Annotated in this window: 12 protein-coding genes, 1 rRNA gene and 1 riboswitch; of the genes, 3 read left to right on the forward strand and 10 right to left on the reverse strand. The window is 41.4% G+C overall.

The genetic code is table 11. From position 1 onward, the window contains the following. Positions 1–15: 15 nt before the first annotated feature. From GWJ01_RS02460 to btuB, 3 genes are all read right to left on the reverse strand, one after another. A 16S ribosomal RNA gene (locus GWJ01_RS02460) occupies positions 16–1558 on the reverse strand. Positions 1559–1956: 398 nt separating this feature from the next. Next, the gene (murI, locus tag GWJ01_RS02465) at positions 1957–2823 is read right to left on the reverse strand and encodes a glutamate racemase (RefSeq protein WP_109402095.1); all 867 of its coding nucleotides are present in this window, start codon (positions 2821–2823) and stop codon (positions 1957–1959) included. Then, a complete protein-coding gene (btuB, locus tag GWJ01_RS02470) occupies positions 2768–4642 on the reverse strand; it encodes a TonB-dependent vitamin B12 receptor BtuB (RefSeq protein WP_109402096.1) in 1875 nt (624 codons plus the stop codon). The genes murI and btuB overlap by 56 nt, the downstream gene beginning before the upstream one ends. Before the next feature lie 69 nt (positions 4643–4711). Then, a riboswitch (cobalamin riboswitch) is annotated at positions 4712–4918 on the reverse strand. A 112-nt stretch (positions 4919–5030) separates the two neighbouring features. Between btuB and trmA the strand changes: the two genes are divergently transcribed. Further along, the gene (trmA, locus tag GWJ01_RS02475) at positions 5031–6128 is read left to right on the forward strand and encodes a tRNA (uridine(54)-C5)-methyltransferase TrmA (protein ID WP_109394355.1); all 1098 of its coding nucleotides are present in this window, start codon (positions 5031–5033) and stop codon (positions 6126–6128) included. A gap of 123 nt (positions 6129–6251) precedes the next feature. Here the strand turns inward: trmA and GWJ01_RS02480 are convergent, their stop codons facing one another. Both GWJ01_RS02480 and fabR read right to left on the reverse strand, forming a co-directional pair. After that, the gene (locus tag GWJ01_RS02480) at positions 6252–6653 is read right to left on the reverse strand and encodes a YijD family membrane protein (RefSeq protein ID WP_098941430.1); all 402 of its coding nucleotides are present in this window, start codon (positions 6651–6653) and stop codon (positions 6252–6254) included. Further along, positions 6653–7339 (reverse strand): HTH-type transcriptional repressor FabR, encoded by a 687-nt coding sequence (gene fabR, locus GWJ01_RS02485; protein WP_069366914.1) that lies wholly within the window; start codon positions 7337–7339, stop codon positions 6653–6655. The genes GWJ01_RS02480 and fabR overlap by 1 nt, the downstream gene beginning before the upstream one ends. 199 nt (positions 7340–7538) lie before the next feature. Here fabR and sthA point away from each other — a divergent pair, with 199 nt between their 5' ends. Then, entirely contained in the window at positions 7539–8936 is a 1398-nt protein-coding gene (gene sthA, locus GWJ01_RS02490; protein ID WP_109394356.1) for a Si-specific NAD(P)(+) transhydrogenase, read from the forward strand. On the opposite strand, the gene oxyR is transcribed toward sthA, so the two are convergent. The 5 genes from oxyR to argC form a co-directional block, all read right to left on the reverse strand. Then, positions 8928–9845, reverse strand: coding sequence for a DNA-binding transcriptional regulator OxyR (gene oxyR / locus GWJ01_RS02495; RefSeq protein WP_075672972.1), 918 nt, complete (start codon positions 9843–9845; stop codon positions 8928–8930). The two genes, sthA and oxyR, sit on opposite strands and share 9 nt — an antisense overlap. Positions 9846–10105: 260 nt before the next feature. After that, positions 10106–11488, reverse strand: coding sequence for an argininosuccinate lyase (gene argH, locus GWJ01_RS02500; RefSeq protein ID WP_109394357.1), 1383 nt, complete (start codon positions 11486–11488; stop codon positions 10106–10108). A 77-nt stretch (positions 11489–11565) separates the two neighbouring features. Beyond that, positions 11566–12774 (reverse strand): argininosuccinate synthase, encoded by a 1209-nt coding sequence (locus GWJ01_RS02505; RefSeq protein WP_098941433.1) that lies wholly within the window; start codon positions 12772–12774, stop codon positions 11566–11568. Between the two features lie 75 nt (positions 12775–12849). Next, on the reverse strand, positions 12850–13623 hold the full coding sequence (argB, locus tag GWJ01_RS02510) for an acetylglutamate kinase (RefSeq protein WP_109394359.1): 774 nt from the start codon (positions 13621–13623) through the stop codon (positions 12850–12852). Between the two features lie 20 nt (positions 13624–13643). Continuing rightward, entirely contained in the window at positions 13644–14648 is a 1005-nt protein-coding gene (gene argC / locus GWJ01_RS02515) for an N-acetyl-gamma-glutamyl-phosphate reductase (RefSeq protein ID WP_109394360.1), read from the reverse strand. 100 nt (positions 14649–14748) lie between these two features. Between argC and argE the strand changes: the two genes are divergently transcribed. After that, positions 14749–15912, forward strand: coding sequence for an acetylornithine deacetylase (gene argE / locus GWJ01_RS02520; protein ID WP_109394361.1), 1164 nt, complete (start codon positions 14749–14751; stop codon positions 15910–15912). The last annotated feature ends 100 nt before the right edge of the window (positions 15913–16012 follow it).

Here is a 16012-nt window from a genome sequence, read left to right on the forward strand (position 1 = left end):
CACGTATCTCTTAGGTAAGGAGGTGATCCAACCGCAGGTTCCCCTACGGTTACCTTGTTACGACTTCACCCCAGTCATGAATCACAAAGTGGTAAGCGCCCTCCCGAAGGTTAAGCTACCTACTTCTTTTGCAACCCACTCCCATGGTGTGACGGGCGGTGTGTACAAGGCCCGGGAACGTATTCACCGTAGCATTCTGATCTACGATTACTAGCGATTCCGACTTCATGGAGTCGAGTTGCAGACTCCAATCCGGACTACGACAGACTTTATGAGTTCCGCTTGCTCTCGCGAGGTCGCTTCTCTTTGTATCTGCCATTGTAGCACGTGTGTAGCCCTACTCGTAAGGGCCATGATGACTTGACGTCATCCCCACCTTCCTCCGGTTTATCACCGGCAGTCTCCTTTGAGTTCCCGCCATTATGCGCTGGCAACAAAGGATAAGGGTTGCGCTCGTTGCGGGACTTAACCCAACATTTCACAACACGAGCTGACGACAGCCATGCAGCACCTGTCTCAGAGTTCCCGAAGGCACTCCTCTATCTCTAAAGGATTCTCTGGATGTCAAGAGTAGGTAAGGTTCTTCGCGTTGCATCGAATTAAACCACATGCTCCACCGCTTGTGCGGGCCCCCGTCAATTCATTTGAGTTTTAACCTTGCGGCCGTACTCCCCAGGCGGTCGATTTAACGCGTTAGCTCCAGAAGCCACGGTTCAAGACCACAACCTCTAAATCGACATCGTTTACAGCGTGGACTACCAGGGTATCTAATCCTGTTTGCTCCCCACGCTTTCGCACCTGAGCGTCAGTCTTTGTCCAGGGGGCCGCCTTCGCCACCGGTATTCCTCCACATCTCTACGCATTTCACCGCTACACGTGGAATTCTACCCCCCTCTACAAGACTCTAGCCAACCAGTTTCAGATGCAATTCCCAAGTTAAGCTCGGGGCTTTCACATCTGACTTAATTGACCGCCTGCGTGCGCTTTACGCCCAGTAATTCCGATTAACGCTTGCACCCTCCGTATTACCGCGGCTGCTGGCACGGAGTTAGCCGGTGCTTCTTCTGCGGGTAACGTCAATTGCTAAGAGTATTAATCTTAACACCTTCCTCCCCGCTGAAAGTACTTTACAACCCTAAGGCCTTCTTCATACACGCGGCATGGCTGCATCAGGCTTGCGCCCATTGTGCAATATTCCCCACTGCTGCCTCCCGTAGGAGTCTGGGCCGTGTCTCAGTCCCAGTGTGGCTGATCATCCTCTCAGACCAGCTAGAGATCGTCGCCTAGGTGAGCCATTACCCCACCTACTAGCTAATCCCATATGGGTTCATCCGATAGCGCAAGGTCCGAAGAGCCCCTGCTTTGGTCCGTAGACGTCATGCGGTATTAGCCACCGTTTCCAGTAGTTATCCCCCTCTATCGGGCAGATCCCCATACATTACTCACCCGTCCGCCGCTCGTCAGCAAGAAAGCAAGCTTTCTCCTGTTACCGCTCGACTTGCATGTGTTAGGCCTGCCGCCAGCGTTCAATCTGAGCCATGATCAAACTCTTCAATTAAAAGTGTTTGATGCTCAAAGAAATCGAAAACTTAGCTATTCATAAATGAATTTACTTTTGTTGTTCACTCTTCAAGACTTGATACATCTAATATTTTAGAAGATATCGTCTCTGCGAGTGCCCACACAGATTGTCTGATAATTTGTTAAAGAGCAGTGCAACATTCGCTGCCGTTTCCGGTCTTCTGCGTTGTTGCGAGGAGGTGCATTCTACATCTTCCTCATTTGGTGTCAAGCGTTTATTTTCAAGGCTTTTCACTTTTTTTCTTGGTTCTCTTGGCTAACTCACTTAGCGTGGTTTGCCGTGACAACGAGGGCGCATTATAGGGAGTTTTGTGAAGCTGGCAACACTTTTTTTGAGTTTTTTTACTGACCGTTGAATTTTCAATCAAATTGCACTTAAAGCGCCAGTTTTCTGAGCGATTCGAAGCCAAAACTCGCCAAAACAGGTTTTAGTAATTCGCTATTCTCATCTTCTTTTAAGCAATAAGCGAAGCTAATTTCATTTGAACCTTTTATTTTCGCTTGATTTACGACCAACCACGCAGTTCTTCGTGCAATTGCAGCACCAGAATCGATAATTCGTGTGCCATCAGGTAAAACAGAAAGAAGTTCATCTGCTAATAAAGGGAAATGAGTACAACCTAATACCACTGTATCGGGGGGCTCTTTCATTTTTAACCAAGGTGTAAGAATTTTGCGAAGCTCATCTAAAGGAACCTCTTCACCATGAAGTTTTCTTTCTGCTAGTTCCACCAGCTCAGCCGAACCTAAAGAGTGAACTTTGCAATCAGTTGCAAAACGCTCAATAAGTTCGTGAGTATAAGGACGTTTAACTGTTGCTCTGGTCGCTAATAATCCAACCACACCGTTACACGTTAATTTAGCCGCTGGCTTAATAGCTGGAACAACACCCACAATAGGGATCTCTGTAAACTTGGCACGTAAAGCAGGAAGGCTTACTGTACTTGCTGTATTACAAGCAATAACAATAGTGGCGATATCATGTTTTTCAGCAACCGCGCTAACTATTCGAACAACACGGTCAATAATGAACTCTTGTGATTTTTCACCGTAGGGGAATGCTTCATTATCGAAAACATAGATATAGTGAGCCTCCGGTAGTTTTTCACGGATCTCACGATAAACAGATAAACCGCCAACCCCTGAATCAAAAACTAATACAGTAGGGTTAGCGGTAGATAGTGCATCAGAAGTTGTAACTTCCTGTGAGGAAGTATTCTCGTCCTGGCGTGCGATAGCCATAAGCTGTCTCATAATCTTTATCAAACAGGTTGGCTATTCTACCACGAATTGAGAGATGTGATGTAATAGGATATGAAGCAGTTAGATCCCAAATACTGACACCGCCTAAAGAAACAGGTTTAGCCGGATTTGTACCGAAATCTTTATCTGTACGCTGACCGATATAGTGATAAGTAATTCCCATATCCAATTTCTCAACTTGCCAATCAAGTTGATATTTCAGTTGTTGACGGGCACGACGATCAAGACGTTGATGCGTTTCTTTATTTCTTGCATCTATATATTGCAAGTTAAAGGTATGATGAAAAACCCAAGTATCCATTTCACCTGTAAATTCCACACCTTTAATTAACGCCTCTCCAATATTATGATTTTTCCATCCCTGAGTAGAATCAGCTTGAATAAGATTACTAACATCATTTCTATATGCCGTTAATCGCCACGCTACAGGTCCCGTTAATCCTTCAAAGCCTCCTTCCCACTGTTTACTCTTTTCAGGTTGTAAGTCTGGATTACTTCCCCATTCACTATAAAGTTGCATCAGTGTCGGAGCTTTAAATGCTGTGCCATAACCACCAATCACACGATAACCATCGACAAATTCCCAACCTAGGTTAGTTTGCCAAGTAGTATGCCAGCCATATTCTGAATGCTTATCAGAACGCACAGATGCTTCAGCTATAATTTCACCTAATTTCTGCTGTCCTGTTAGATATAAGCCAGTATTGTCGAAATGCTCTTTATTAGGAAATCCGTTAGAACCTGCTTTAATAGATTGACGCTGCCAATCAACACCACCACCAATACTGCCATTCCCTAATAAAAGGTGATTTCCCCACTGCACATTATATTGTTCAGAGTTGGTAAAACGGCTTCCTTTACCATAGCGACCATAACGAGGATCATAGTCATAATCTTTGGTGTAGTTATAGCTAGTATTTAAAGAAGAAGAATAGTTATCGTGATGAAATTTCACGCCACCATCATAGGTACGGCTAAACAGTGCTCTTGTATCCGTTAAGGTTTTATTATAACTGTCATGATAAGCATCATAAGCAGTGCGATTATCAAAACCATAAGCGCGTGCATATAAAGAAACGTTATCGTTAATATCGTGATTAACCCCTAACCACAGTGACTTATTCATAAAGCCATCGCGATCAGGTTGTGGATATCCACCGGTATTTCCATTCGCCTCTACATCATAACCTTTGGTATAGAGATAACTACCTGCAGCCGTTAATGTCGTTTTATCCCCGACTTTCTGTTTTACAGAGCCATCATATTCTTGATAACCATGAGAACCCATTGTGGCATTAAGCGTTCCTCCTTCTGTTTTTCTTTCTGTGAGGATATTAATCACACCGCCAATTGCATCTGAACCATAAACAGAAGAACGAGGCCCTCTTATATATTCAATACGTTGAACAAGAGAAAGGGGAATTTGGCTAATGTCGGAACTACCAGATACATTAGCCTGATTTAAACGCACACCATCCACTAAAATAAGAACATGACGAGATTCAGTCCCACGTACATAAATAGAGCTCACTTGCCCTATCCCGCCATTTTGCCCCACATCAATACCCGGCATTCTGCGTAATACATCAATAACACTATTACTCTGCCAACGATCGATCTGTTCACGTTCAACAACAGTGATAGGCGCTAGAATAGAAGAGTTAGGCTCTTGAAAGCGATTCGCAGTCACACTTAATGTATCGCTGTTATTCGCAAACGCACCAAAACTGCTCACCATGACACTCAAAGCCACACTCGAAGCTATACTTGAAATAAAGAAAACTTTTTTATTATTCATGAAAATCTGCATCCAACAGAATAAGTAGCAGGATGCCGCCAAAATTAAATAAAGCGCGTATTTAATTTAAGATGCGACAGGTCTTCGGCAGGTCTTCGGACTCTAGGTTAAATAAACAATTTTGTGTATTTAAGATAATGACTTCCCACCGCACTTATTAAGATGCTTTGTAGTGTCTTTTATTATCCTTGATCCTATTACCGCTGCGCGTCAGTTCTGGCTTTGCACCAGATTCCCTTTTCACTCCTATAGGAGACCGAATAACTATGCTACGATTTCAAATCCACTGAGTCCAGAAATTGAACATGAAGAATACTGGACATCTTCATGAGGATCTCTACAATTTCGCTCGCTTAACTTTATTACGGCCAAAAAAAGGCGAGATACCATGCAGAATTCATTACCAACGCAAACATATCAGTCTCAACTGAATGAAAAAACACAACGTCTACAAACAATGATGGCTCCTTTTAATGCGCCTGAAGCAGAGGTTTTTTCATCACCAGAACAGCATTATCGTATGCGTGCGGAATTCCGTATCTGGCATGAAGAAGATTCTCTCTATCATATTATGTTTGACCAAGAGACTAAGCAGCGTATTCGTGTTGATCAATTTCCGGTTGCCAGCCAGCTTATTAATAAAATGATGGCAGCCCTGTTAGCAGAAATAAAAGATAAACCGACACTCAGAAAGAAACTGTTTCAGATTGATTATCTTTCTACGTTGAGTAATAAAATTATTGTCTCGCTGCTTTATCACAAGAAAATTGATGAAACTTGGCAACAAGAAGCAATGGCATTACGCCAATCATTAATTGCTCAAGGATTTGATGTGCAATTAATCGGTCGTGCATATAAAACAAAAATTATGCTCGATAACGATTTTATTGATGAAGTACTACCCGTTGCTGGCAAAGAGATGATTTATCGCCAAGTTGAAAATAGCTTCACGCAACCTAATGCACAGGTCAATATTAAGATGTTGGAATGGGCATTACAGGCAACGGAAAATGCAAAAGGCGATCTGCTTGAGCTGTATTGCGGTAATGGTAACTTTTCATTAGCGCTCGCGCGTAATTTTGATCGTGTACTAGCAACAGAAATTGCCAAGCCTTCTGTTTATGCCGCGCAATATAATATTGCAATGAACCATATTGATAATGTGAAGATTATTCGCATGTCTGCAGAAGATTTTACTCAAGCAATGAATGGAGTAAGAGAATTTAAACGCCTAGAAGGGATTGATTTAACAGATTACCAGTGCGAAACCATTTTTGTTGACCCACCTCGTAGTGGTTTAGACGAGAAAACTGTAGAGTTGGTTAAAAGTTACCCTAGCATTTTATACATTTCTTGTAACCCAGAAACACTGTGTCATAATTTGGAAACGCTAATTAAAACACACAAAATCAGTAAATTAGCTTTATTCGATCAGTTCCCATATACCCATCACATGGAATGTGGCGTGTTATTAGAAAAAAGATAACTGCTTATTTCACTCGTTATAGATAAAAAACCTCCAATAGCACGAATAAAAACAAAAACACCAGCAAGGTAACTTGCTGGTGTCAAAATTTCGCTGTGTTTACAACAAAGAGATAAGTACAGACTAGTACTGTTCTGCTTGTGATGCTCTTTCAGCTTCTTCTGCCTGTATACGTAGGCGTTGACGCTGTTTGAACTGACGATAAATCCACAACGCAACGATAACAATACACACTGAAGAGAAGAAATTTGAACCCCATTCAGGGTTAACGGTTCTGGTGTAAGCGTTATAACCGAACAAGCCTAATAAAAAGAATGAAAAAATCAGCTTAGGCATACCATCGGTCATAGGTTGATTTAAATAGCGCTGATATAAACAGTAAACAGCCAAGATTAAACTGATGAGTGGGAAAACCGACCACGTCTCAATAAATGAATTAAAAAAACTCGAATAAGTACCATGTAAAGCGACACCAATGACTGTGGCAAGTAATAGCGTGCTTTTTTCACAGCGATTTTGTTCCATCATTTGTCTCCTTTCTGATGCGTTTTTTTCTTTATCTCTGGGTTATCTTGTAGAGGTATTTGCGTTTCTTGCTCACGTCGATACCAATAATAGGCACCTTTAGCAATCATTCGCAGTTGTATAACTAATCTTTCTTCTAATTGTTGACGCTTTTCAATATCGATATCCAGTGCTTCTGCGCCTGCACTAAATACAATAGTGACCATTGCTTCAGATTGCATTTCTGTAAAATAACGTGGCATATGGCTTTCTTGCTCAAGATAGTCTGCCAGTTCTGCAATAAAATGTTGGATCTCTCGTGCGACTGCGGCACGAAATTCCGCCGAAGTCCCAGAACGCTCACGTAATAATAATCGAAACGCATTAGGATTATTACCAATGAATTCCATAAAAGTAGCTACTGATGTTCTAATAACACTGCCACCTTTCGCAATACGTTGACGTGCTTGGCGCATTAATTGACGTAACATCAATCCACTTTCATCAACCATCGTGAGTCCTAGTTCATCAACATCTTTAAAATGACGATAAAATGAGGTAGGTGCAATACCAGCTTCTCTAGCCACTTCTCGCAAACTTAGGCTTGTAAAGCTACGCTCGGCACTGAGTTGGCTAAAAGCAGCTTCAATTAAAGAGCGACGGGTTTTTTCTTTTTGTTTAGCTCTGATGCCAATATTATTACTCACGGAAATCCTGATAATCCTAATTTGGTTTATACCCAATATATCAAACTTTGTTAAAAAAGCAGTGCGTACAATCATCTCTCAAGGCACATTCTCATAAAAACTCAACAAAGTGTGACTAATGCCCTTAATGTCAATTGGGCTATTATTCATTCTAATGTTAATATAGCGTTGTCGGTTTGTATAAAACAGGTCTCTTCCTATGCAACATTCTCATTTCGATGCAATTGTGATCGGTTCAGGTCCTGGTGGTGAAGGCGCGGCCATGGGGCTTGTTAAACAAGGAAAGCGCGTCGCAGTTATAGAACGTTATAACAAAGTCGGTGGCGGCTGTACTCACTGGGGAACTATTCCTTCAAAAGCCCTACGTCACGCAGTAAGTCGTATTATCGAATTTAATCAAAACCCGCTTTACAGTGACCAATCTCGTCTGATTAACTCCTCTTTCTCTCAAATACTTCGCCAAGCCAGTACCGTAATTAGTCAGCAGACTAAAATGCGTCAAGGTTTCTACGAGCGTAATAACTGTACAATGTATTCGGGCGAAGCGGCATTTATTGATGAGCACAGGATCAGCGTGCGTTATCCTGATGGTACTTGCGATATTCTTTCAGCAGATAACTTTATTATTGCAACAGGCTCGCGTCCTTATTGCCCGCCAGATGTCGATTTCTCTCATTCTCGTATTTATAACAGTGACACTATTCTCGATTTAGAGCATGAACCTCACCATGTCATTATTTATGGTGCTGGTGTCATTGGTTGTGAATATGCCTCTATTTTTAGAGGATTAAGAGTAAAAGTAGACTTAATTAATACTCGTGATCATCTATTGTCTTTCCTTGATCAAGAGATGTCTGATGCACTTTCTTATCACTTCTGGAATAACGGCATTGTTATTCGTCATAATGAAGAATACGAAAGCATTGAAGGTGTCGATGATGGTGTGATTGTTCACTTAAAATCAGGTAAAAAAGTCAAAGCAGATTGCCTACTTTATGCGAATGGTCGAACAGGAAATACAGATACTCTAGGCTTAGAAAACGTCGGTATTAAAACAGATAGTCGTGGGCTCGTTTCTGTTAATGCCCACTACCAAACCAGTTGTGAACATATTTATGCCGTAGGTGATGTTATTGGTTATCCAAGCCTAGCTTCAGCCGCTTATGATCAAGGCCGAATTGCGGCTTTAGCAATCACAACTGGAAAATCAGAAACACATTTAATTGAAGATATTCCAACGGGGATCTACACCATTCCTGAAATTAGTTCTGTTGGTAAAACAGAGCAACAACTCACTGCAATGAAAATCCCTTATGAAGTGGGTCGAGCTCAATTTAAACATCTAGCAAGAGCACAAATAGCAGGTATGAATGTGGGGAGTTTGAAAATTCTCTTCCACCGTGAAACCAAGCAGATTTTAGGTATTCACTGTTTCGGTGAGCGTGCAGCAGAAATTATTCATATCGGCCAAGCAATTATGGAGCAAAAAGGTGAAGGCAATACTATCGAGTATTTCGTTAATACCACCTTCAACTATCCAACAATGGCAGAAGCCTACCGAGTTGCTGCACTTAATGGTTTAAACCGCTTATTTTAATGCGTTTTGTTTTTCTGCATAAAATGCGGTCATATGTTCACGGATTGTCTCCGCTAACTGTTCATAACGATTACGCAAAGGCGATCCGGGACGATAAACCAAAATAATAGAACGTGATGGATTTGGATCAGTACATTCTAGATAACAAACCCCATCACGTTTTTGTTCTTGAGGTACAGATAAATCAGGTAATAACGTTATTCCACTACCAGCAGCGACCATATTACGCAAAGTCTCTAAACTCGTTGCTCTAAAATGCGTATCTTCTTTCGCGCCCGCTTGGAAGCAAAAACCTAACGCTTGATCGCGTAAACAGTGTCCATCTTCTAACATTAATAAACGCTGACCCGCTAAGTCGCCCATCGGCACAGACTCGCGTTCATGCCAAGGATGACCTTCATAAATCGCTAACTTCATTGGCTCTTCAAATAGAGGCACTTCAATAAATGGCGCACTCTCTTTTACCATTGCTAAAATTGCACAATCGAGTTTTCCGCTATCTAACTGAGCTAATAAGCTATGAGTTTGTGCTTCATGAAGATACATCTCTAACTTAGGGTAGTTTTTATGTAATTCAGGAATGATGTGGGGCAATAAATAAGGGCCAACAGTAGGAATAAGCCCAATATGTAAAGGCCCTGCCATACTTTCGCCTTGCAATGAAGCCATTTCTTGTAGCACTTTGACTTCACGTAAAACGGTTTTCGCTTGATCCACCAGCAACAAACCTTGTTGAGTAAACAGAACCTTACGGCTAGTTCTTTCAAGCAACATCACACCAAGTTCATCTTCAAGTTTACGAATTTGACCACTTAATGTTGGCTGACTCACATGGCAAGAATCTGCCGCACGACGAAAATGTTTATGCTCAGCTAGAGCCACCAGATATTCCAAGTCACGGATATTCATTGCAGATCCCATATTTATTGCTGATAGTTAATGTCTATAGATAATATAGTAACTGATAAATTTTTCTATCAGTCGAATGTTATTCTGTCTCTCTTTTTCAAAATTTTTTGAATAAACAACTCAAACAAAACTAATTACTTCATACTGTAAAAAATTCAAGATGAATATAGATATTATCGGCAATTTAAAATAAAAGAACAGAGTGATATTCACTCTGTTCTTTTTTAATAACAATAAGTTGTATCAGATAAACTCTTTTCTTATTTATTCATATCTAAAACTTCTTTGGCTTTTGCTATCGCATAAGCCACCTGTTTTTGAGAAACACCACCTTTTGCAAGGCGTTTATCTAAGCAAGATTGAAGCGATAAAATATCGTACACATCAATCATGATTTTACTGTTAAACATCTGTAATTCAGAAAGAGGGAGCTCTTCAATCGCTTTACCTTGCTCAATGGCGCAAACAACCACTTCACCCACAATATGGTGAGCTTCACGAAATGGCACACCTTTAGCAACAAGATAATCTGCCAGTTCAGTGGCATTCGCATAACCTTGTTTAGCCGCTTCTTCACAACGAGAACGACGGATTTGGATCCCATCAAGAACAAGAGTTGCCATATGCAAACAATCAGACCATGTATCGATGGCGTCAAATAGGCCTTCTTTATCTTCTTGCATATCTTTATTGTAAGCGAGAGGCAAGCCTTTTAAGGTCATCATCATGCCAGTTAATGCGCCTTGTACTCGTCCACATTTTCCACGGATAAGCTCCAGCGCATCTGGGTTTTTCTTTTGTGGCATTAATGATGAGCCAGAAGTCACTTTGTCTGATAATTCAATAAAGCCCGCTTCACCACTATTAAAGAAAATAAGATCTTCTGCAAAACGAGATAAATGCACCATACCAATAGCCGCAGAGGATAATAGCTCTAAGACATGATCACGATCGGATACGCTATCTAAGCTATTATTGGTTGCACTCGCAAAACCTAACCATTCCGCTAATTGTTCACGATCGATATCATAAGCCGTTCCGGCTAAAGCGCCACAACCTAATGGGCTGACATCTAAACGTTTTAATGCATCAGCTAAACGGCTTTCATCTCTGGCTAGCATTTCATTGTATGCTAAACACCAATGTGCAAAAGTGACTGGCTGAGCGCGCTGTAGATGGGTATAACCCGGCATCACAGCATTTTGATTTTGTTCTGCGGTGATAACTAAAGCTTTTTGTAGCTCAACAATCGCTTGGCGAAGATGAATGACTTCTTCTTTACACCATAGCTTTAAGTCTGTTGCGACCTGATCATTACGGCTGCGACCTGTATGTAATTTTTTACCTAAATCGCCCACTTTGGCAATAAGCTTACTTTCAACCCAGCTATGAATGTCTTCAGCATCACTTTGCAAGATAGACTGCGGGTTTGCCGTTACTTCTTCTGATAATTCATTTAATGCTTGCTCAAGTTGAGCTTGTTCATCTTGCGACAATACGCCAACTGTGACTAACGCTTTAGACCAAGCTACTGAGCCAAAGATATCCTGTTGTGCCAGTCGAAAATCAAACCGCAGTGAATCATTGAATTGTTTAAACCGTTGATCAGCTTCCTGACTAAAACGTCCACCCCAGAGTGCCATAATCGCTTCCTGTATTTATTCTGTGTAATAAAAAAGAGTGAGAGTGATGCTTGTTAGCACCACTCTATTGCTTTGCGTTATTTCTTGCTCAGTGCACGAATACGTGATGGCAGGGAATATAAACGGATAAAGCCTTCAGCATGGCTGTGATCGTAAACTTCATCTTCACCAAAGGTTGCAAACTCTTCAGAGTATAGGCTGTTGTCTGATTTCTTCTGAATAGCATTCACATGACCTTTGTAGAGCTCTAAAACCACTTCGCCATTCACATCTTTTGCCAGCGATTCAGCGGCAGCTTGTAGTGAAGCACGGATTGGCGTAAACCAACGTCCATCATAAGCCACATAAGACATCTCTAAGCCTAGTTGCTGACGCCATTTAAATGCATCTCTATCAAGAACAAGTTGCTCAACACCACGCAGAGCCGCCATCATGATAGTGCCCCCTGGGGTTTCGTAGCAGCCACGAGATTTCATTCCCACTAAACGGTTTTCAACAATATCAATACGTCCGATACCGTGTTTAACACCTAATGTATTTAGTGTATCTAAACATTCAAAAGGTGATTGTGTTTTACCGTTTACTGCGACCACTTCACCCGCTTTAACTGTAACCGTGACTAATTCTGGCGTTTCTGGTGCTTTCTTAGGATCAACGGTCCATGCCCAGCAATCTTCATTTGAAGCATTCCATGGGCTCTCTAATACGCCACCTTCTGTTGAAATATGCCATGCATTTTCATCACGGCTATAAATTTTCTCAAGAGTTGCTGTTGTTGGGATATTACGAACTTTTAGATAATCTAACAACGCTTCACGAGAACGTAAATCCCACTCTCTCCAAGGAGCAACCACTTTAAGTTGTGGAGCAAGTGCCGCATAAGTACTTTCAAAACGAACCTGATCGTTACCTTTACCCGTTGCACCATGAGCAACAGCATCAGCACCTAATTTTAATGCGAGTTCAACTTGTGCTTTAGCGATAACAGGACGTGCCATTGAAGTACCTAATAAATAGCTACCTTCATATAAAGCACCTGTTTTTAATACAGGATAGACATAATCTTTGATAAACTCTTCACGTAAATCAACGACATAACACTCTGAAGCACCTGAAGCTAATGCTTTTTGTTCTACACCCACTAAATCATCACGGCTTTGACCAACATCAGCAACAAAAGCGACAACCTCACAGTTATCATAATGCTCTTTTAGCCAAGGAATGATTGCCGATGTATCCAATCCGCCAGAGTATGCCAATACGATTTTCTTAATACCTTTAGTCATAGTGATAACCTTCAATTCCCAATTTGTTTAAATTCTGCCAACTACCAAATAGCGATAAGATTTCTAGAGTGATTTTTAAGCTAAAATTCGGGTTCCTACTGCAACACCATTAAATAATGTCGTCAGTTTTTCAGCATGGCGCCAGCTTGCGATTTCAACAGGTCGTCCTAACGTTTTAGCAGCTTCCAATGCTGCATTTACTTTCACTATCATGCCGTCAGTGATGATGCCCTGATCGATTAACATCTGTGCTTTTTCAGCTGACATCTCAGCAATCTTCTGACCTTTACCATCTAAAATGCCACTGACATCAGAAAGCAGGACTAAATCAGCACCTAATGTTTCAGCGATAGCGGTTGCCGCTTGATCAGCATTCACATTCATCAGCTCACCTTTTTCAGTCATCCCGATAGAACTGATAATAGGTAGATAGCCAGCACCTAATAATAAATTAAGTAAATCAGGAGAGCCGGGAGTTGCATTTCCTACATGACCTAACTCCTCATTGATTTGAGTAACTTTAGCTAATTGTCCATCACCCAAAGAAAGCCCCACACCATTAAGCCCAAACTTGGTTGCCCACGATAACAAGGTTTTATTGGCACTTCCGGCAAGCGCACCTGTAATAATGTCTATCTGATCTGCAGGTGTGACACGAAGACCTTGCTTTTTCATCACAGGCAATTGCAATTTACCCATTAACTCATCCACCAAACAGCCACCACCATGTACGATGACTAAAGGACGAGAATGCGTTGAACGATATTGTTGTAATGCAGTGAAAAACCGCGTTAACGCTTCTTCATTATCAAGGAGTACGCCACCCAGTTTGATAATTAATGGTTCCATGAAACTTCCCTACTCATTATTTAAATAAGTGATTCGGTTTCAGCGAAACCAAACCGAATGTTCATACATTGCACTGCTTGTGCAGCAGCTCCTTTCAGCAAGTTATCTTCAACACCTACCACAATCAGATGTTCACCTTGCTGAGCAAATCCGATATCACAAAATGCGGTTCCTACAACGGCTTTTAATGCAGGTAATCCTTTTTCATAAACACGCACTAATGGTTTATCTTGATAAGCATCTTCAAAGACTTGTCTTACATACTCTTGCGTCACTCCTGCTTTTAACTTACAGGTGATAGTGGCTAGGATCCCTCTCGCAAAATTGCCTAAATGAGGTGTAAAAATCACATCAATACCCAGATGTGTTGCAATTTCAGGTTGATGACGATGAGTAAACACGCCATAAGGTTGCAAACTCACCTCACAAAAACTGCTGGTTAAGGACGCTTTTCTACCTGCACCACTCACACCACTAGTCGCATTAATAACAGGCCACTGTGCTGTATCTAAAAGCCCCGCTTCCACTAAAGGTTTTAGTGACAGCTGAGAGACGGTTGGATAACAACCCGGCACAGCAATTAATTGCGCCTGACTAATAATGTCGGCATTCCATTCAGCTAATCCATAAACTGCCTGCGATAACCAATCAGTATTCTTATGCTCGAATCCATAGTATTGTTGATAAAAATGCTTGTTTTGTACTCGATAGGCGCCGGACAAATCAAATACCACACAACCTTGCTCTAAAAAGACTGGGGCAATGTCATGGCTGACTTCATGAGCAGTTGCGAGAAAAACAATATCAATGTTTTCAGCAGCTTTAGCGACATCAACCATCGGCTCAAGTGGCAGATCCACTAAACCACGATATTGTGGATGAAGTTCAGAAAAGCACTTTCCTGCATCTGCACTTTGAGCTGATACCATCAGTCTGCTCAAATTCACATGAGGATGCTGCTGAAGATAGGCGGCTAATTCAGCGCCAGTGTAACCACTTGCTCCTACAATCAGAGTATTTAACATGTCATTCTTACCTTGTACTATGAACACAAACCGATTAATGTATTTTTATTCAAAAAAAGTGCATGAATATTGATACTATTATGAAGAAAGGCTGTCAACAGTGAATATTAAATTACCTACATTTATTGAGATTTATCGTCAATTAATTGCAACACCCTCTATCAGTGCTACAGACGCTAAAAACGATCAAAGTAATGAAACACTGATTAACTTACTTGCTAATTGGTTGGAAACATTAGGTTTTTCAATTGAAATTCAACCTGTACCTGAAACACGAGGCAAATTTAACCTTCTAGCAACATTAGGAACGGGAAAAGGTGGATTATTGCTCTGTGGTCACACTGACACAGTACCGTTTGATGAAGGTCGTTGGACACAAGATCCTTTTACGCTGACAGAAAAAGAAAATAAGTTATATGGCTTAGGCACTGCTGATATGAAGGGATTTTTTGCCTTTATTCTCGATGCATTGCGAGATGTAGACACTAAGACGTTAACTCACCCTCTTTATATTCTCGCCACCGCTGATGAAGAAACCTCTATGGCAGGGGCACGTTATTTTGCTGCTAATACGGCAATCCGTCCTGATTTTGCCATTATTGGCGAACCCACATCGCTAAAACCTATCCGTGCACATAAAGGGCATTTATCAAATGCGATACGTATTACTGGACAATCAGGACACTCTAGTGATCCAGAGAAAGGCGTAAATGCGATAGAGTTGATGCATGAATCTATTACTCACCTTAGTACACTGCGCGATACGTTAAAAACTCGCTATAACAACCCTGCGTTTGTTATCCCTTATCCTACGATGAACTTTGGCTATATTAATGGCGGTGATGCAGCAAATAGAATTTGTGCTTGCTGTGAATTGCATATGGATATTCGCCCATTGCCGGGATTAACGTTACAAGATTTGGATGATTTACTTCACGAAACATTAGCGCCAGTCAAAGCACGTTGGCCGGGTCGTTTAAGTGTTGAGGCATTACACGATCCTATTCCGGGTTATGAGTGCCCGACCGATCACAAAATGGTCGCGGTGATCGAAAAACTATTAGGCGAGAAAGCGCAAACAGTGAATTACTGTACTGAAGCGCCGTTTATTCAAGATCTCTGCCCTACCTTAGTTTTAGGTCCAGGCTCTATTGAACAAGCACATCAGCCTGATGAATTTATTGATATGGCATTTATTGAGCCAACGCGTGAATTAATGGGGCAATTAATTGAAAACTTCTGTTTAACAGAGAAAGCTCAATAATGAAAAAACCCTATCAACTTATGTTGATAGGGTCTCTATTATACTCTAAATAATTCGAGTTGCAGGTAGGTGACTCGCTGAGCCTAGTCAACACCCCTGC

This window comes from Proteus sp. G2618 (assembly GCF_009915995.1).
GTDB lineage: Bacteria > Pseudomonadota > Gammaproteobacteria > Enterobacterales > Enterobacteriaceae > Proteus > Proteus terrae.